Annotated in this window: 13 protein-coding genes and 4 pseudogenes; 11 read left to right on the forward strand and 6 right to left on the reverse strand. The window is 48.3% G+C overall.

All coding sequences use genetic code 11. The annotated features are described in order from the left end of the window. Positions 1-15 precede the first annotated feature (15 nt). The 6 genes from A1OO_RS15570 to copI all read left to right on the forward strand — a co-directional run bounded on the left by A1OO_RS15570 (position 16) and on the right by copI (position 9120). The gene (locus tag A1OO_RS15570) at positions 16-1428 is read left to right on the forward strand and encodes an aspartate aminotransferase family protein (RefSeq protein WP_017003579.1); all 1413 of its coding nucleotides are present in this window, start codon (positions 16-18) and stop codon (positions 1426-1428) included. Positions 1429-1696: 268 nt separating this feature from the next. Then, positions 1697-2152 carry a hypothetical protein gene (locus tag A1OO_RS15575; protein WP_017003580.1) on the forward strand — a complete coding sequence of 152 codons (456 nt, stop codon included), beginning with the start codon at positions 1697-1699 and terminating at the stop codon, positions 2150-2152. A gap of 102 nt (positions 2153-2254) precedes the next feature. Beyond that, a complete protein-coding gene (locus tag A1OO_RS15580) occupies positions 2255-3631 on the forward strand; it encodes a TolC family protein (protein WP_198928393.1) in 1377 nt (458 codons plus the stop codon). A gap of 21 nt (positions 3632-3652) precedes the next feature. Further along, entirely contained in the window at positions 3653-5362 is a 1710-nt protein-coding gene (locus tag A1OO_RS15585) for an efflux RND transporter periplasmic adaptor subunit (protein WP_016960957.1), read from the forward strand. Then, entirely contained in the window at positions 5359-8487 is a 3129-nt protein-coding gene (locus A1OO_RS15590) for an efflux RND transporter permease subunit (RefSeq protein WP_017003582.1), read from the forward strand. The genes A1OO_RS15585 and A1OO_RS15590 overlap by 4 nt, the downstream gene beginning before the upstream one ends. 54 nt (positions 8488-8541) lie before the next feature. After that, positions 8542-9120 (forward strand): copper-resistant cuproprotein CopI, encoded by a 579-nt coding sequence (gene copI, locus A1OO_RS15595; RefSeq protein WP_017003583.1) that lies wholly within the window; start codon positions 8542-8544, stop codon positions 9118-9120. A gap of 61 nt (positions 9121-9181) precedes the next feature. Here the strand turns inward: copI and A1OO_RS15600 are convergent, their stop codons facing one another. After that, positions 9182-9664, reverse strand: a complete 483-nt coding sequence (locus A1OO_RS15600) for a hypothetical protein (protein WP_016960960.1) — start codon at positions 9662-9664, stop codon at positions 9182-9184. A gap of 270 nt (positions 9665-9934) precedes the next feature. Between A1OO_RS15600 and A1OO_RS15605 the strand changes: the two genes are divergently transcribed. Further along, a complete protein-coding gene (locus A1OO_RS15605; RefSeq protein ID WP_016960961.1) occupies positions 9935-10543 on the forward strand; it encodes a YitT family protein in 609 nt (202 codons plus the stop codon). Positions 10544-10629: 86 nt separating this feature from the next. Here A1OO_RS15605 and A1OO_RS15610 read toward each other — a convergent pair whose 3' ends face one another. Beyond that, positions 10630-11433, reverse strand: coding sequence for an AraC family transcriptional regulator (locus tag A1OO_RS15610; RefSeq protein ID WP_017003584.1), 804 nt, complete (start codon positions 11431-11433; stop codon positions 10630-10632). A gap of 132 nt (positions 11434-11565) precedes the next feature. Here A1OO_RS15610 and A1OO_RS15615 point away from each other — a divergent pair, with 132 nt between their 5' ends. The 4 genes and pseudogenes from A1OO_RS15615 (at position 11566) to A1OO_RS15625 (ending at position 16687) form a co-directional block, all read left to right on the forward strand. After that, a complete protein-coding gene (locus A1OO_RS15615) occupies positions 11566-12528 on the forward strand; it encodes a transposase (protein WP_017003585.1) in 963 nt (320 codons plus the stop codon). 208 nt (positions 12529-12736) lie between these two features. Continuing rightward, positions 12737-12904: pseudogene (locus tag A1OO_RS23095) on the forward strand (IS630 family transposase); the annotation flags it as partial. A gap of 207 nt (positions 12905-13111) precedes the next feature. Next, the gene (locus A1OO_RS15620; RefSeq protein ID WP_241819141.1) at positions 13112-14677 is read left to right on the forward strand and encodes an esterase/lipase family protein; all 1566 of its coding nucleotides are present in this window, start codon (positions 13112-13114) and stop codon (positions 14675-14677) included. Between the two features lie 12 nt (positions 14678-14689). Continuing rightward, positions 14690-16687 (forward strand): choice-of-anchor X domain-containing protein, encoded by a 1998-nt coding sequence (locus A1OO_RS15625; RefSeq protein ID WP_017003587.1) that lies wholly within the window; start codon positions 14690-14692, stop codon positions 16685-16687. A gap of 84 nt (positions 16688-16771) precedes the next feature. Here the strand turns inward: A1OO_RS15625 and A1OO_RS23100 are convergent. The 4 genes and pseudogenes from A1OO_RS23100 to A1OO_RS15645 all read right to left on the reverse strand — a co-directional run. Next, positions 16772-17134: pseudogene (locus A1OO_RS23100) on the reverse strand (IS3 family transposase); the annotation flags it as partial. Positions 17135-17340: 206 nt separating this feature from the next. Further along, a pseudogene (locus A1OO_RS15635) lies at positions 17341-17639 on the reverse strand (alpha-amylase family glycosyl hydrolase); the annotation flags it as partial. A gap of 102 nt (positions 17640-17741) precedes the next feature. After that, positions 17742-18325: pseudogene (locus tag A1OO_RS23105) on the reverse strand (IS6 family transposase). Between the two features lie 260 nt (positions 18326-18585). Beyond that, the coding region (locus tag A1OO_RS15645) for an AraC family transcriptional regulator (RefSeq protein ID WP_017003590.1) at positions 18586-18980 on the reverse strand (395 nt) is incomplete at its 5' end.

The raw sequence follows: 18980 nt of genomic DNA on the forward strand, positions 1-18980 counted from the left end.
TACATGGAGTTTGATATGACACAGAATATTGATACCAAAGCCTTGCTCGAAATAGACCGTCAGAACGTCTTTCACGCATCAACGCACCTAAAGCAATACGCCAATGGTGACTTGCCTGGGCGTATTATCACCAGCGCCAAAGGCATTCGCATTCAAGACTCAGAAGGCATAGAACTTGTCGATGCTTTCGCGGGGCTTTACTGTGTGAACATCGGCTATGGTCGAGAAGAAATGGCCGAAGCCATCTACGAACAAGCCAAGAAGCTTGCTTACTACCACACGTATGTCGGCCACACGAACGAAGCATTGATCACCCTGTCAGAACGTATTTTGAAGATGGCGGGCCAAGGCATGAGCAAGGTGTATTACGGCATGTCCGGCAGTGATGCGAATGAAACCCAACTCAAGCTCGTTTGGTATTACAACAATGTGCGCGGGCTGCCAGAGAAAAAGAAGATCATCTCTCGTGATCGTGGTTATCACGGCTCCAGTATCGCCTCGGGTTCAATGACAGGGCTGCCACTCTTTCATGCCCATTTCGATCTGCCGCTTGATCGTATTAAACACACTGTCGCGCCTTACTATTATCGTCGTCAAGACGACGGGATGACCGAACGTGAGTTCTCAAAATACTGCGCAGATGAATTGGAAAAAATGGTGCTCGCCGAAGGTCCAGAAACCGTCGCCGCCATGATTGGCGAACCTGTACTGGGCACTGGCGGTATTGTTCCGCCACCAGAAGGCTACTGGCAAGAAATCCGCAAAGTATTGGATAAATACGACATTTTGCTCATTTCTGATGAAGTGGTTTGTGGTTTTGGTCGTCTTGGCGCTGACTTTGGTTCAATTATGTATGACATGAAGCCCGACCTCATTACCGTCGCCAAGGGACTTACTTCAGCCTATCAACCGCTTTCCGGCGTCATGGTGGGTGAAAGAGTATGGAAGGTGCTTGAAGATGGCACAGATCAATGGGGCGCTATCGGGCACGGTTATACCTATTCAGGTCACCCATTGGGCGCGGCATCGGCGCTGTGTAACCTCGATATTATCGAGCGTGAAAACCTGACGGCGAATGCGCGTGATACGGGTGCCTATTTCCAACAACAGATGCAGGCCACGTTTGCCAATCACCCGCTCATTGGTGACAGCCGCGGTATCGGATTGCTCCATGCGCTTGAGTTTTCCAGCAACAAATTCAAACGCGAACACTTCGATCCCTCTTTAAAAGTCGGCCCACAAATCGCCGCTGCATGTCTTGAACAAGGTTTGATCGCTCGTGCCATGCCACACGGCGACATTTTGGGTTTCGCGCCACCTCTGGTAGTTAACCATGCAGACATTGACGATATCGTCTCACGGGCGAAAAAAGCCATCGACAAAGTGACAGACAAGTTGGTGAGCAGTGGTAGCTGGAAAGCCGCTTAACACATTCAAACATCACCTCATACCATTGAAAAAGCCCCGAATCCGGGGCTTTTTATTGAAGATGACAATCGCGATCATCCAGATAAACTGGATGACATTCTTCTTGATATTCCGTGTAATATTGAAAAAATGTGCCCGTAGCCGCCTAAAAATGGCTAACACGTGTGCAATTACACGTATTCTCAGGATCTAGAAACGATATTTGTTGACCTTCCCCCAACTGTAACCTTTATACTTCTCTTCAATATCTACTCACAAAAGTCTTTCGATGCGCTTTTCATCTTTTCGTACATACTGGATCGCTATTATCAGCTTACTTGTCATGCTGACGTCCGGTTTTGCGTCGAGCGCATCAATGATGTCGATGTCAGTGCACATGATGTCCAGCGAACAGATGTCTCACGCTACAATGAGCGAAGAGCATCACGCGGCTTCAAATACAGATTCTGATCAAGATTGCTTGTTGTTTGAACCTTCAACCGATTTGCATGCTCAACATAGGGCTTCACCTAATCCTACATCAGAAATAGAAATGCTCGATTGCAGCTCCGATCCAACCATGGTTCATAACTGCTGCACGGCGACTTGTTTCAGCGCTGTTGCGCTAATCTCCCCCAATTATCAATCCGAGCAACACGTAACCAAACTTGCCCTTATCCACTTGGAGCAAGGCGTTACCCTCATTGCTCGCGTTCAATCTCTCTACCGACCCCCGATAGCCTAAATCCAACTCTGAAATGTCGTACCACTGCGCCTTTTTTATGCGCCGTGGAGGGTGATTCCGCGTCCGAATTTGACGCGAACAGAATGGATTTAACTCGTGAATATCAAACCAAGCTTATTAGCACTGTCGATCAGTGCCATGGTTTGGATGCCAACGCCCGCTTTCGCCGCTCCATCGGCAGAGCAAGTGCGTTTGGCGTCTGACTCCAACACACTGACGCAACTTATCGAAACAGCATTAGCAAACGATGCCAGCCGAAAGCAGTTCTATGCGCAATCTCAAGCCATGCGTGAAACAGGCATAGCCAGTGCTACCTTGATGGATCCCAAACTCAAAGTGGGTGTGGGTGGCCTGCCCGTCGACAGCTTCCAGTTCGATAAAGACCCAATGACCAACATCTCCATTGGCCTGATGCAGCAGTTTGAACGTGGTGACACCTTGTCTTTGCAAGGTAGAAAAGCCAATCAGCAAGCCGATGGCATTCAGCTTCAAGTCGAAGTGCGTGAGCGCGAAGTGGCCAATACTCTGACTCAGCTCTGGTTAGAATTGGGTTATCAGCAACAGGCTGAACGCATTTTGCGCGAGAACCAACGCCTGATGCGAGAGCTCACCACCTTCATCCAAACCAACTATTCGATTGGCAAGAATGAAGCGCAAGACTTGCTCAACGCCCAACTTCAAGTCAGTAGGCTTGATGAAAAACTGCAAGCTAACGCGCAGGTTCAGCGCCGCATTATTTCTCAACTCTCCGAATGGCTGGGTGCAAACTGGCTCGCCAACGCAAAAGATCTTAACGCCAGCAACCAGCTAAATTGGCAAACCCTGACGGCAACACTGAGTCAAACCAGCTCCATCGAGCATTTTACCCTTCTTCGCCAGCACCCAATGGTAAAAATGGCCGATGTGGCTATCACCACACAAGAAACACAGGTTGAATTGGCCGAGCAAGCTTACGCGCCGCAGTTCGGTGTCGAAGTGATGTACGGCTATCGCCAAGCTAACGGCATGAACGGTCAACCTGCCTCCGATTTAGTTAGCGCGTATCTGACGCTCGATATTCCGCTGTTCACCGATAACCGTCAGGACAGAAACCATGCCGCCGCTCAGTACCAAGTGGGCGCTGCAAAATCACAGAAAGACCTCCTCCTTGCGCAAATGAACGCCAAGGTGAATGCGCTTTTGGTGGATAAAAGCAATCTAGAGCAACGTTTAGATCGCTACAGAACCACCTTGCTAGAACAGGCTAGCGCACGCACCAAAGCGGTTGAACGTGGATACCAAAACAACACGGCACAGTTTAATGACGTGATAGCCGCCGCCAGTGATGAACTCACTTTATCCCTTGAGCAGCAACGTTTGATCACCGATTTAAATCTCGTGAACAGCAATTTGGCGACCTTATTGGGTAGTTTTGATTACACGACCGTGACACCTGATATCGCAATGCCAAACCCAGCGCCATCACAAACAAAGCACTAAGCCGCAAGGTAGGAGATAACAATGAAAACAATGCAAGTAGCTACCCTCGCTTTGCTGGTTGGCGGTGCCATCGGATTTGGTGCAAACCAACTGCTTTCAGGGCATGACATGTCAGCCATGGCTGGCGCAGCGACACCTGCGAGTAATGATGAGCCTTTATATTGGGTCGCGCCTATGGACCCCAATTACCAGCGTGATAAACCGGGACAATCCCCGATGGGCATGGATTTGATCCCCGTGTATGCGGATGATGCGTCAAGCGAAGGGGACAAAGCAGGAACTGTAAAAATTAGCCCAGCGGTCGAAAATAACCTCGGCGTAAAAACAGCCGCCGTTGAGTGGGCGCCACTGTCACCGCGTATTGAAACCGTTGGTTATATTGCCTTTGATGAAAGCCACCTATGGCAAACCAACGTCCGCGTCGCGGGTTGGGTACAAAAGTTATATATCAATGCCGTGGGCGAAAAAGTCAGCAAAGACGATGTGCTTTTTACGCTCTATTCTCCCGATCTCGTTAAAGCACAAGAAGAACTGCTCAACGCCTACCGCACAGGCCGCAAAGGCTTGATGAAGGGCGCAACAGAACGATTGGTTTCTTTAGGGGTCGACCGTGACCAAATTGCACAGATCATTAAACGCGGAAAAGCGTCACAAACCATAGATGTCAAAGCCTTGGGCGATGGCATTATCGCCAGTCTTAACATTCGTGAGGGGGGATACCTTTCTCCTTCACAAGCGGTGATCAGTGCCGGCCCACTAGACGAAGTGTGGGTTGATGCCGAGGTGTTTGAACGTCAGGCGCACTGGGTCAATGCAGGCAGCATGGCAACCATGACACTAGATGGTGTTCCTGGTAAAGAATGGCAAGGCAAAGTCGACTACGTGTATCCAATTTTAGACCCGAAAACCCGTACCCTGCGCATGCGCTTGAAGTTCACCAATGCAGACGGTGAACTCAAACCCAACATGTTTGCCAATATTGCGCTGCAACCTGTCACGGAAGATGCCGTTCTCACTATCCCAAAATCCTCAGTGATCCGCTCTGGCGGCATGACCCGCGTGGTACTCGCTGAAGGCGATGGCAAGTATCGCTCTGCTCGTATTGAAGTGGGACGTGAAGCGGGAGATACCATTGAAGTGCTGCAAGGTTTAACCGACAAACATCGTGTCGTCACTTCTGCCCACTTTATGCTGGACTCAGAATCCAGCCAGTCTGCCGATTTAGCCAGAATCAATGGTATTGAAGCGGCCGCAGAAACCCAATGGGCCAAAGGCGAAATCACTGATGTGATGATGGGACACCGCATGCTCACCATCAATCACGAACCCGTTCCCGCATGGAACTGGCCAGGCATGGTGATGAATTTCACCTTTGCCGAGGGTATTGAACTAGACGAGTTCGACGTCGGACAAGCCATCGATTTTGAAATGCAAAAAGCCGAATCAGGCCAATATGAAATCGTTGATTTCAAACTCAGTGACGACGCTGCGCCGAATGAAGTTTGGGTATCCGGCGAAATCTCCATGTTGATGGCAGATTTCGGCATGATCACCCTAACCCACCAGCCGGTGAGTGAGTGGAAATGGGACGCGGGAGAAATGAATTTCTCCGTGGAAGAAAGCGTTAATCTGGGCGCTTTTGCTGAAGGCCAAACCGTCCGCTTTTTAGTCACCAAAAACGGGGCAGATTACTTCCTTAAAGCACTTGAGCTAGAAGGAGGCAAACAATGATTGGTGCCGTTATTCGCTGGTCGATTGCCAACCGATTTCTGGTACTGGTCGCGACCCTCTTTCTTACGCTGGGCGGCTTATACAGCGTTAAGAATACCCCCGTCGATGCCCTGCCGGATCTGTCCGATGTGCAGGTAATCATCAAAACCAGTTATCCGGGTCAAGCGCCACAAGTGGTGGAAGATCAGGTCACGTATCCATTAACCACCGCCATGTTAGCCGTACCGGGCGCCGAAACGGTTCGGGGTTACTCCTTCTTTGGTGACTCCTACGTTTACATCATCTTCGACGACAATACCGACATGTATTGGGCACGTTCACGTGTATTGGAGTATTTAAGCCAAGTCGCGCCAAAATTACCACCGAGCGCCAAACCGACACTGGGGCCTGATGCAACGGGCGTGGGCTGGATTTACAGCTACGTGCTGCAAGACAAAACCGGGCAGCACGATCTGGCAGAGCTTCGTAGCCTGCAAGATTGGTTCTTAAAGTACGAACTACAAACCGTGGATGGCGTCTCTGAAGTCGCTACTGTTGGCGGCATGGTGAAGCAATATCAGGTGCAAATCGATCCTGCCAAACTGCGTGCGTACAACCTAACGCTGCAACAGATCAACATGGCGATCCAAAATGGCAACCAAGAAGCAGGCGCGTCAGTCATTGAAGTGGCAGAAGCCGAACACATGGTGCGCACCACGGGTTACCTTTCGAGTGTTGAAGACATTCAATCGTTGCCGCTTAAAGTCACCGAAAAAGGCACGCCATTGCTGTTGGGCGACATTGCTGACATCAACATTGGCCCACAAATGCGTCGCGGCATTTCCGAATTCAACGGAGAAGGCGAAGCGGTGGGTGGCGTGATTGTCATGCGCTTTGGTGAAAACGCCAGCGAGGTGATCGCCAATGTCAAAGCTAAGCTCGATGAACTGCAACGCAGCCTGCCAGACGGCGTGGAAATTGTTGCCACTTATGATCGTTCTACCCTGATTGATGCCGCCGTGGAAAACCTATGGCAGAAACTGGCGGAAGAATTCATCGTGGTCGCCGTCGTGTGCGCCCTGTTCCTTTTTCATATTCGCTCGTCACTGGTTATTGCCATTAGCTTGCCGATTGGTATTTTATCCGCCTTTATCGTCATGCACTGGCAAGGCATTAACGCCAACATCATGTCCCTTGGTGGTATCGCCATCGCCATCGGTGCCATGGTGGATGGCGCTATCGTCATGATTGAGAACGTCCACAAGCACATAGAGCGAACCCCACTCACCGACAAAAACCGTTGGCAAGTGATCAGTAAAGCGGCAGAAGAAGTGGGTGCGCCGCTGTTCTTCTCCCTGCTGATTATTACCCTCAGCTTTGTGCCTGTGTTTGCGCTCGAAGGGCAAGAAGGCAAGATGTTCTCGCCATTGGCTTTCACCAAAACCTATGCAATGGCTGCGGCTGCAGGTCTCTCGATCACTTTGGTGCCTGTACTGATGGGCTACTTCATTCGCGGGAAAATACTCCCGGAGAACAAAAACCCGGTTAACCGTGGTCTGATTGCCTTATATCGCCCATTGCTGAACCTTAGTCTGACCTTCCCTAAGACCATGATTGTGGTCGCTATCGCATTGATGGCCTCGGCGTATTACCCCACCAGTAAACTTGGCAGCGAATTCATTCCGCCGCTGGATGAAGGTGATTTGATGTACATGCCGACGACGTATCCCGGTATCTCTATCGGTAAAGCGCGCGAGCTATTGCAGCAAACCAATAAGCTGATCAAAACCGTACCGGAAGTGGAAACGGTGTGGGGCAAAATTGGACGAGCGGAAACCGCGACAGACCCTGCCCCATTGACCATGATTGAAACCGTGATCCAACTGAAGCCACGTGAAGAATGGCGTGAAGGGCTCACCACTGAATCGCTACGTAAAGAATTTGATGATTTGGTGCAATTCCCCGGCCTCACCAACGCATGGGTCATGCCAATCAAAACCCGCATCGACATGCTGGCAACGGGCATTAAAACACCTATCGGCATCAAGATTGCTGGCCCTGATCTTAAGGTCATCGAAGGCATCGGCGCGGATCTGGAACCTATCTTGAATCAGGTTGCTGGCACGGCGTCTGTGTATGCAGAGCGTGTTGCTGGCGGACGTTACGTCACCATCGACATCAAACGCCTCTCCGCAGCCCGTTATGGCTTGAGTATCAAGGACGTTCAGCAAGTGGTTTCTACCGCTGTCGGCGGCATGAATGTGGGTGAAACCGTTGAAGGGTTAGAGCGTTACCCTATCAATGTTCGCTACCCGCAAGACTACCGTGACTCTGTGGTGAAGCTGCAAAACCTGCCACTCGTGACACCCAATGGTGCACGTATCGCACTGGCTGATGTGGCCGATATTCGTTACGAAGACGGCCCTCCGATGATCAAAACCGAAAACGCGCGTCCTAATGGTTGGGTGTTTGTCGATATCGATGGTCGCGATCTGGGCTCTTACGTGGTCGATGCGCAAAAAGCGGTTGCAGAACAACTAGTGCTGCCAACCGGTTATTCCTTGGCGTGGTCAGGTCAATACGAATACATGGAGCGCGCAAAAGAGCGCTTGAGTGTGGTCGTGCCTATCACCATCGCCATCATCATGTTGTTGCTGTATTTGAGTTTCCGTCGCGTAGGCGAAGTCATGATCATCATGGCAACCCTACCACTGGCAATGGTCGGCGGCCTGTGGCTCATGCACTACTTGGGTTACAACTTCTCGATTGCCGTTGGCGTAGGGTTTATTGCCCTTTCGGGTGTGGCTGTCGAAATCGGCGTCATCATGCTGGTTTACCTCAACCAGGCATGGCACGCCAAAAAGCGTGAAGCACAAGAAAACAACCAACCGCTTTACCCAGAAGACCTCACTGGCGCCATTCGTGAAGGTGCGGGGCTGCGTGTTCGCCCCGTGATGATGACAGTGCTGACCGTCATTATTGGCCTGATCCCCATCATGTATGGCGAAGGCACAGGCTCTGAAGTGATGCAGCGTATTGCCGCCCCGATGATTGGCGGCATGGCATCTGCCCTCATTCTGACGCTGCTGGTTCTGCCAGCCATTTACAAACTCTGGAAAAACCGAGAAATCACACAACACAGTTAATGAATTTTCCGCGTCGACGAGGCGCGGAATAACTACTTTAAGAAGGAAAACACAATGAAAAAGACACTACTTGCACTTTCACTGGCTATTTTCACGACGAGCGTAATGGCCGCTGACATGGATCATTCCAAAATGGACCACAGCAAGATGGATCATGGCAAGAAGCCACAAGAAACCATGGATCACGCAGCCATGGGGCACGGCGACATGGATGATTCAAAGATGGACCATTCGAGCATGATGAACATGGAAGGTATGTCTGCAGTGGGTATGCCAGCAAATGGCGCAAAACCCGACAAAGTGGTTCACGTTATTTTGACTGATGACATGCGCATTAACTTCAAGAAAGACGTGACCATTGAGCCAAATGACGTGGTGCAATTTGTGGTGATGAACGTGGGTAAAATCGACCACGAGTTTTCTATCGGCTCAATGGACGAACAACTCAAGCACCGTGAAATGATGAAAAACATGACTAGCGGTCATGCCCACGATTCAGGCAGCACGGTCACCGTTAAACCGGGTAAAGCTAAGCAACTTCTGTGGCATTTCCACGGCGACAAAAGCGTTGAGTTTGCCTGCAACATCCCAGGCCATGCAGAAGCGGGCATGATAAAGAGTGTGACACTGTAACTCTCCTTGAGATAGCCCAGTCATCGCAACCATAGCCGCAGCAATGCGGCTATGGTTTATCTTACTCCCCCTTCAGTACCGCTTTCTTGGTTCGCGTTTCAACCAACACAGTGACAATCACGGCAAACACACCCACCAGCGCCGAAGCTAACCAAGAAGAAACATACACCTCACCGAACACGCGCGTCCAAAGGATCGCTAGCACCACAAACCAACCAAACAGAAAGGCCGCGTTGTTAATCGCGATAACCAAAAGCGTTGGGAAAATGGGCTTGGTTACTGTCTCTTTGAGTTCTGGGTGCGCCTTGCTCACCTTGCCCGCAAACACCTTCGCCGTGATCAGCGAAAGAATAATGCCAAGGCCAAACGTCAGCGGGACGGCTTGCCCCCAAACTGATAGCTCTTTGGTCGAAATCATATCCAACGACATCGGAACCAATGCCTTAGAGCCAAACGTATAACTGGCAATCACTGCATTAATGACCCCATTGATCAGTGCGGATACCAGAGAGTCTTTGAGTTTTACTTCAATCGTGGGTGACATATTTACCTCAGCCAAAATACCTTACAAAACAGCAAATCCATGTCGCCACACAGAATGTAGTGCTAGATGACAACTAACGTTTTAAAACTGTTTGAAAATCCCAGATACGGGACTGCGGCAACACCCAGTGTAAATTTCGCTGAACACCTCTTTTATGCAAATCCATGCCCGTTTCTCGACAAATGTCAGCAAGAACCGCATCTTACTTTGCAATTACCTGCACATTTATTGATTCGCAGGGATCAGGAATAGAGAAAGGAATCATCAGACATGGATAAAGATCATAGCCTCAGAGAAAACCTCTTGGCCTTACTGCTTGGCAGCGCACTCGTCTCGCTGGGCGTCATTTTCTTCAACAAAGTTGGCTTACTGACAGGCGGCACGGCAGGCCTTGCCATCTTCCTCACCAAAGTGAGCGCCTTAAGTTTCGGCCAAGCCTTTTTCGCCCTCAATCTGCCGTTCTACATCCTGTCAGTCATGCGCATGGGTTGGCGTTTCACGCTGAATACTTTCATCGCGGTCAGCATCGTCTCTGTGGCTGTTGATCATCTGTATCGCGTTATTGATATTGCGCATATTGATCCCATTTACGCAGCCCTGATTGGCGGTGGCTTAATCGGAACAGGCATGTTGGTGATCTTCCGCCACAAAATGAGTCTGGGCGGATTCAATATTCTCGCGCTGTATCTTCAAGAACGCTTTGGGATTCGTGCTGGCAAGGTGCAAATGGCACTGGATTGCGCCATTGTGGTGATGTCACTGTTCATTGTGGATTTGAGCTTGATTGCATTGTCGATACTGGGCGCGATCACCACCAACCTTATCTTAGCGATGAATCACAAACCTGGGCGTTATCAGGCCAAATCGCAAGCTGCTTAGACCCTGATCGTCATCCGATCTCTTTGCTTCTAGATAAATCGTAAATAGCACCTGAACTGGCCACCTTCTCGGTGGCCTTTTTGTTATCAGAAGAAACTAATTGGCAGATAGAAATCCAACTCAAAGCGTTCCTGCTCATCGAGAAAATGGTTTTGGTGATAATGCACATACGCAGGCGTTGATCCCAGTTTAAAACCAGACGCTGGCAGCCACTGCTCGAGCACCTTGCTGATTTGGGGAAGCAGTTCGCCATACACCCCCTGCAATCGAAACACCGCATGTAACCCGCCCGGCACCACCAATTGATTGACGACTCCGCGCACTTTTATCGGCGCATCAATGGCAATGCAGGCAACATAGCGACACTTATCCAGCTCTACCCAAGCAGGGTTTGAATGGTGTAAACCAAATTGCTGTGAAAAATCACGCCCTTCACTACTCGCCCATGCGTGCAATATTCGCCATGTGTTTTTTATCGATCGGTCATAGCCAACATGGCGTACATACGCGGCGAACCGCTCTGGCACTTCGACAATTTTGGGCGAAGGCAATTTGAGATCAGCCACACGAAGATAACCGGCCGCCACATCGGGATCTTTCAAGTAAGGCTTATTGGCTATCTGCATATCATGTTTACGCCATTCACCCGGCGCGACATCAAACGTGGCTTTGAATGCACGACTAAACGAAGACACCGAGTTAAACCCGCACTTGTTGGCAATCTCAAGTACGGATGACCGTGTATCAAACATCAGCTGATTGGCGGCATATTCCATGCGAGTGCGGCGGATATACTGATGAATCGACTCGCCCACCACGCTTTTGAAAATACGATGGAAGTGTTGTTCAGCCAAAAAAGATTGGACTGACAAAAAAGATTGGACAGGCACTTTAAGAAAAGAACAAAACTGTCAGTTTCAGCATTCCTTGCTAATCAGCCCATCCTGAATACCTAAAGATGAAACGGTTAACTCGCCGCGATACCTTGTCCTCACTATCATCATTCATCAAAGATTTCGGCCATGGCTCAAGCGCGCTCTTCTCTTATCAGTCTTGACGCAACACCCTACTACCACTGCGTTTCTCGTTGCGTTCGTCGCTCCTTTCTATGCGGCCATGATGATACAACTGACAAAAGTTATGAACATCGTAGAGGATGGATAGAGAAGCGATTATTGGCCCTTTCTCACGCGTTTTGCATTGATGTTTGTGCCTACGCCATCATGAGCAATCACTATCACGTCGTGCTGCATATCAACATAAATAAAGCCAAGACATTATCTCCACTAGACGTTGCGGAGCGTTGGTTGGCGTTTCATCAAGGTCCTTTGCTTATCCAGCGATTCATTCGTGGGGACAAGCTCTCGGAGGCAGAATCCGAAAGCTGTATGAACATCATTGAAGTGTGGCGCGAACGTCTAACGTCAGTCAGCTGGTTTATGCGACTTATCAATCAACACATCGCAGCAGAAGCGAACCGTGAAGACAAATGCACAGGTCATTTCTGGGAAGGGCGATTTAAGAGCCAAGCTCTGCTAGATGAAAAAGCGTTGGCGGCAGCCATGGCGTATGTTGACTTAAATCCTGTGCGTGCGGCGATTGCAGATACACCCGAGCAGTCTGACCATACGTCTGTGAAAGCGCGAATTGAGTCTTTGAAAAGTGAAGACATTACGGCACCAAGCTTGTTCCCGTTCGCTGGAAACCCACGCGAAGACATGCCCGACGGCATTCCCTTTCGTCTCATGGATTATTTAGAACTTGTAGATTGGACAGGGCGACAGGTACGTGATGATAAACGTGGTCATATTGAAAACGGACTGCCGCCCTTACTGTCGCGCCTAGGCTTCGATACTCAGAGCTGGATACGAACCTGCACCAAAATAGAAAGAGGAAGTATTGTTGGAGCGGAGTCAGCAGTGAAAGCAGCCTTGCCGCATCTCAATCGACAAAGAATGTCTGGCATTCGACTGCCATATAGATAACCCAACACCTACCTTGGTTTCAGTGCCCCAATCAGATAACCATCTGAGCCTTCTGCTTCCCCAAATTTGTGTATACGACAGATTTTGACCGCATTCTTCGATAACTGCCGTTTACTGCTAAATACAGAGTAAACATATCTCCCTTTTCAAGCGTTCGCCATCGAGAAATAGTCAATGTTTCCTAATGTGTCTGTCTGTGTTTTATGCATATTCACCTTGGGTAAATGTTATCGAAAGGCTTTGGCATGCCTTACATGAAACGATAACCAGAAATCACCGGTGCAAGTATATGTGGCAATTGCTCAGGCAAGTTAAACAATTTTTAGAGCAGGTATCGCCCTATCCAGGCAGTGGTCATGGCACAGCGAAAATATAGCGCTATTTGGATCGGCTATTTATCGGGGCGAATGATTGTGTTTGACTTTATTTCCATCGTGAATCAAGTGCGTCCTTATTGTTCGAGTTAACCCAAAATAAAGAGGCAATGATGCGTAAGGGGTATCAAAAAATTTAGGCCGAGTGAGAAGAATACAGCCTGATAGATTGGCCAGTAAAACTAATTGCCATACCGTACAGGCGCATCATGGATAGACGTAACATATCTGAATACGATTTTTTTACTCTCAAGGATGAACAAATGACACAACATATACCGATCGCGATGCTCGGTTTTTTCTTATTGTCCCCCAATTATGCTTTGGCGCAGGATCTGCCTGATTCACAAATAATAAGTGCATTCTCAACGCGCTCATCGAGCTCGGGAATAGCGCCGCCAAAAGAAACGTTAGGTACTTATGTTCTTAACTCGGGAGGTGGCCTTGATACGGGGTGCACTTATAAATCCGGTGGTCCATTGATTATTAAGTTGCCAGTCCCGAATGTGGTCAATGAAGCTGTATTGCAAAGTGACGGGACGATTGATCCGGGTAAGTTGGCAAATATGCAAAGTCAGAGTGTTATTGGTGCCAAGGCGCGAATTAGCATGCCTGTTTTTGATATCGATTCAAGCGCTAACGTTCCCGGCATCAACCCGGAAGTCGATGTTGTTTCCTTTAACGGGAAAACGATGGGAACCCTTCAAGGGGCTGACGGTCGCTGGACTGACACAAATCTTCAAGTCGACGTCGGTGAAATAAAGTTCGGACAAGATAACGAAATCCGCGTTGATATAGATACTGCGAACAGTGGCGACAATTGGTGTATGTCTGTCGATTGGGTTTCGATAGAGTTTGATGTGGCACTTCCGGTCGTTCTCGCACACGGAATCGCGGCTCAAGCAGACTCTTGGGATGAAAGCAGCGCGCCAGGTGTATTGAGTACCTTAGATGATCTGGGAATTCGCTATGAGCGTTTCTCTGCTCAAAAGAATGGCACTACCGCGACAAATGCGGGAATTTTAAATCGAAAAATCCAGACGTTTCTTGATGAGTTAAAAGCCGATAAAGTCCACATTATTGCGCATAGCAAAGGCGGGTTGGACACTCAGAATCTCAAAGCGCTAAGCCCTAACTTTGAAATTAAATCTCTCTCCACGTTTTCCACCCCACACCTTGGCAGCGTAGCCGCAGACCTTTCCTTTATAAAAATGGAACACTATGCGGATAGATACACCAATACCACAGCCGATCCAAATAACTTTGCCCGGGAATATATGAAACTGCCGGATATTCCTTTTGTGGGACCTAAAATGCCGGGTATTGAGGATCTCACTACGGACACTGCATCAAATGCGATAAGTGCTGGAACGCGTGGAAATATCACACAAACGTTCTCTATGGGTGCAAATGCCGATTTAGATCAAGACGGAGTGATTCAGAAAGATCCGGACATAGTTGGTCTCTTTCCTTGGGGATCCCGTTGGGCTGGCGTCGCGGCATGGGAAGCCCTTAGAAACTTCAGTTCGGCAGCTTATCTTGATACCCAGCAATTTGTATCGCCACATTACTCTAACGGTTATAACGTGATAATCACTACCGTCAGATACACAGCTAACGTAACAACGGCTCAGGAAAACGATGTTGTCGTTACGCTCGCCAGTGCGAATCCAAGCTTCGCTACGTCTTTGGGCAACGTGTTGGCAAACCATTCGACAATGAAAACGGGGCCAAATGTACTTCGTTTTGTCCAAAATATTATTTCGATGCGCTAAGGAGTGGCGAGCATGAAATTTTTTAAACAGCTTATGACGGCGCTTGCCTTTATCGGTGTCTTGCTACAGCCAGTTTTGGCGAGTACCCAGGTTCCAATTGGCATGAGCACCAGTACAACCTTATCGTTTCCTGTAACAAGCACTGATAGCAACGCAGAATTGGCATTTGATATTGATGTGGCTGATGCCTTTGTTGTAGAAGTTATTGTTCCTGTTGATGATGCCACCGTTTCGATTGTGGATCCGAACGGGAAAATTGTATTGTTATCGACCGACGCATCAACCAATAGCGTATTGGGAAGCAGCCAAACACCAGCGTTACCGGGGAGCTATGTTTTCTTCCCGGAAGTAAAGGAGCCGATGGCGGGCACATGGAAAGTTCTTGTTGATTTCCCAAGCCCTTCTTACGATACGGTTATTATTGGCCAAGTTGCGGTTCAAACGCCCATTGCTTTTGGAATGGCGATTGCGGCCAACGAATATGTATTGGGTGAGCCGGTACCCGTAGCAGCGTTACTGACTGATAGGGGTGAACCTATATCTACAGCAGCGACTCAAGCAACGGTTGTTGAACCAAGCAACAGCAACACTGTGCTATCCCTTGCGGATGACGGACAAGGTATCGATGCAGCGCAAGGTGATGGGATATACAGCAATACTTATATTCCTAACGAGTTGGGCGAATACGAAATTAAGGGAACAGCGACAGTCAACTGGAAGGGCAGCCAACTGGTACGGGAAGCGACCAAAAAAGTTAACGTCATCCCTGCGTCAGTGAATATTGTTAGCCATAAATTGTCACCGGTGTTTACGTCCGAAGGTTGCGTGAGTGCAATCAGCCAATATTTTGAACTGGACGTTCAAACAGATGGCGATTATGCCTTACACGGGCATTTAACCGACGGGGTTAACGAATTAAACAGCAGCAAAAGACTACTCCTGACAGCCGGTAAGCATGTGGTTGCTCTCGAATACAGCAAAGAGAAGATTGCCGAATTGTTCTCCGAGACCGCAGAGCTTTCGGTTAATACACCCTTTATCTATAGCATTACCGATGACGCGATTAAACTCGCGACTCCTCGCTTGCGCTTCGAAGATATCATTGATCTTTCAACATTGGAGCGTTGCAGAGAGCCAATCGAGATAACCGGGCAACTACAAACTACACCGGTTATGTCAGAAGACGGCACATTCATTAAAGCACTGTCTTTCAGTTTTCCTGTTCATGTGACCAACACCGGCACTTATACCGGCTCGGTTAATATTAGCAGTGCCGCTGGTGAAAATCTTGAGCTAGTGAGCTTCCAAAAGTACCTCCAAAAAGGGGAAAGCACATTCGAATTTACGGTGTCGGGAGAGGTCTTCAAGCAAGCTGACGGTCCGTATGAGCTTAATTCGTTGTTGCTATACAGCCGCTCGACGTCTTACCGTCAATCCGTGTTGGGTGAAACACCTCCTTACAAGAAGGAAAACTTTAGCCCACCAGTCAACGTTACGTTAACCGGTAATCTCTTTGGCCTGGAAAGGAACAACTGGGAAAGTGTACCGGCGGCAAATGTATCGCAGCCTAAAGTGGGCGGATACCTGCGTGCCGGCGCGTCAATACCGTACGACTTTGAAACGCTGGCAAGTTTTGACCTGAGTAAAGTTACTGGAGACATTACCAAAGCCACGCTCATCGTCACGTTTGGTGATTCTACTCTCCAGTACCCGTTCAACGATGTGACAGTGCACACGGTTGATGATGCCACTTGGGATCCTGCGTCGGTAAGTTACGATTCATTCTGTGAATCCTTCACTGTCTGCCCGGCGTGGTCAAATACACTAGCAGCGTTGAAGAATGTAGAGCAAAACCAAACCGTCGAAATTTCAGGGCAAGCATTATTGGATGTTCTAAACGAGAAGCGCAGCTTACCAACTGCAATGACATCGTTTGTTCTTGTATCAGCACCGCATGAACGCAGCTACTTTGTTGAAGTTAAAAACGTGTCGCTATTTATCGAATACTAAATTCGGTTGATTGAATTTAGGGAAGAAGAAAGGCCAGAAGCGAAAGCTTCTGGCCTTTTCGTTGAGGTGAGCTGTGGTAAGACCCTATACACTTTCAAGATTCTGATAATACTGTCTTTTATATTCATTCGGGGACAGCCCACCACTAGTACCATGATTACGTTTTGGATTGTAGAAGCACTCAATATATTCAAATATTTCAGAGCGTGCTTCCTCACGGGTTTTATAGATCCTTCGCTTTACTCTATCTTTCTTGAACAGCGAAAAAAAACTCTCAGCAACGGTGTTGTCGTGACAGTTCCCTTTTCTACTCATACTAATTTCCATATTGTGCTCTTTTAGGAAACTGCGCCAGTCGCTCGATGTATACTGAACGATTTGATCTGAGCGAACTAGCACCTTTTCACTTGGCCGTCTTCGCCAAATCGCGATCAACAAAGCATCAATGACAAAGGTCTACAGGGACAGGCAAAGTTAAATATCGTACAAATTATCTTTTGAAAACATCAGTGACCATCGGCCAATCAGTCAGTTGAGGATGCTTCTCTGAGATATTCAAAAGTTCGCTGGATTGACGTCGATTTAGCACAATGCAGATGCGTCAAAACCACCAATCACGTGGTTGATAGGTATTAACGAAGGTTTGGATGACGTTAGCTAGCTGGAATACGATAACCACAGAGTCTTTTCCACCCTAGCAAAGGTAAGGCTCCTTTAATCGATGACTCTGTGCCTATTATGGTTCCCTTTTCCACTTTCGTGTAAGTGTCGAGCCATTCGGCAACGCCAAACCCTAAACGACTGAGTATGTCGGGTTCACGACTCTCAATATGACCGCGTTTATCTTCTCGGCATTGCCGTCCTGTCCAATCGACAAGCTCTAGGTAATCCATCAAACGAAAGGTATACCTTCTGGTATCTGTTTTCTCGGATTTCCCGCAAAGGGGAATAGGTGTGGTGCAGTATTTTCGGGCTTGTTGCAAAAAATTCGATGGCGCGGATTTCTCCACACATCCTCCTGACATTACGTGTAAATCACCTCGACATTAAATAGTCAATTCATGAAGATGGATCTCTCCCTGACGCGCCATATTCGATCGTTATGGCGTAACCAACAATCGAGTTGCCTCTTGTTCAACAGGCGTAATGATTCAAATCCCTTGATGGTGGCCTACTCTCGGATGTAGTGTTCCGGTTCAAAGCCGCCGGTCGCGGTGATGAGTTTTTAACGGCACATGGTCAGATTCAATACGGTTATTGAGATATTTCACTTGCCGATATGCCACAACTTCTCGCAGTAATCTCTCTTCTTTCAGTCGAGCAATCGCATTACCATAAGAAGAATGCTGGTCGGTATTTAGGGTCTTTGGTTGCACGTCGTGTTTGTACTTTTCAGACAATGCTTTAGGAAACGATAAACGGCATATTTATCTCGTTTTTTTGAAAAGTAGAAGTCTAATGTTTCTACTTTTTTATTAATGGCACAGTACAGGTAGCGCCATTTCCCCTTCACTTTGATGTAGGCTTCATCAAGCAGCCAACATATCACTGACGCTGGCATAACTCATGGGCGTATGATCCATACCAACGTAGCGACCAAAGGATGATTTCAAAGGCGAAGTGTTGTAAGCGGTTAATAAACCAGTGAGTTCCTACTCAATTGCACAAAAATCGGTGACCAAGTTTTGTTTCAGTTTTATTAAATGCTGAAAAATGGTTTTAAATGACAAAAAATGAACGTAGATTTTCATATGGTCATGATTTGTAATGACTTTAGTTTGAGTAGGTATCCCCCCTCCAAGCTGATGATGCGGGTTCGATTCCCGCTGCACGCTCCAATCCGCTTTATGCTTCATTTCCTACTGTCTATCTACCATTTCTCCCATGTACTAACCGTCTCAGAAGAAGCTGATCGGCAGATAGAAATCCAACTCAAAGCGTTCCTGCTCATCGAGAAAATGGTTTTGGTGATAATGCACGTAAGCAGGCGTTGAGCCCAGTTTAAAACCAGACGCTGGCAACCACTGCTCGAGCACCTTGCTAATTTGGGGAAGCAGTTCGCCATACACCCCCTGCAATCGAAACACCGCATGTAACCCGCCCGGCACCACCAATTGATTGACGACTCCGCGCACTTTTATCGGCGCATCAATGGCAATGCAGGCAACATAGCGACACTTATCTAATTCCACCCATGCAGGGTTTGAATGGTGCAAACCAAACTGCTGTGAAAAATCACGCCCTTCGCTACTCGCCCATGCGTGCAATATTCGCCATGTGTTTTTTATCGATC

Origin of the sequence: Enterovibrio norvegicus FF-33 (assembly GCF_000286835.2) — a bacterium.
GTDB lineage: Bacteria > Pseudomonadota > Gammaproteobacteria > Enterobacterales > Vibrionaceae > Enterovibrio > Enterovibrio norvegicus_A.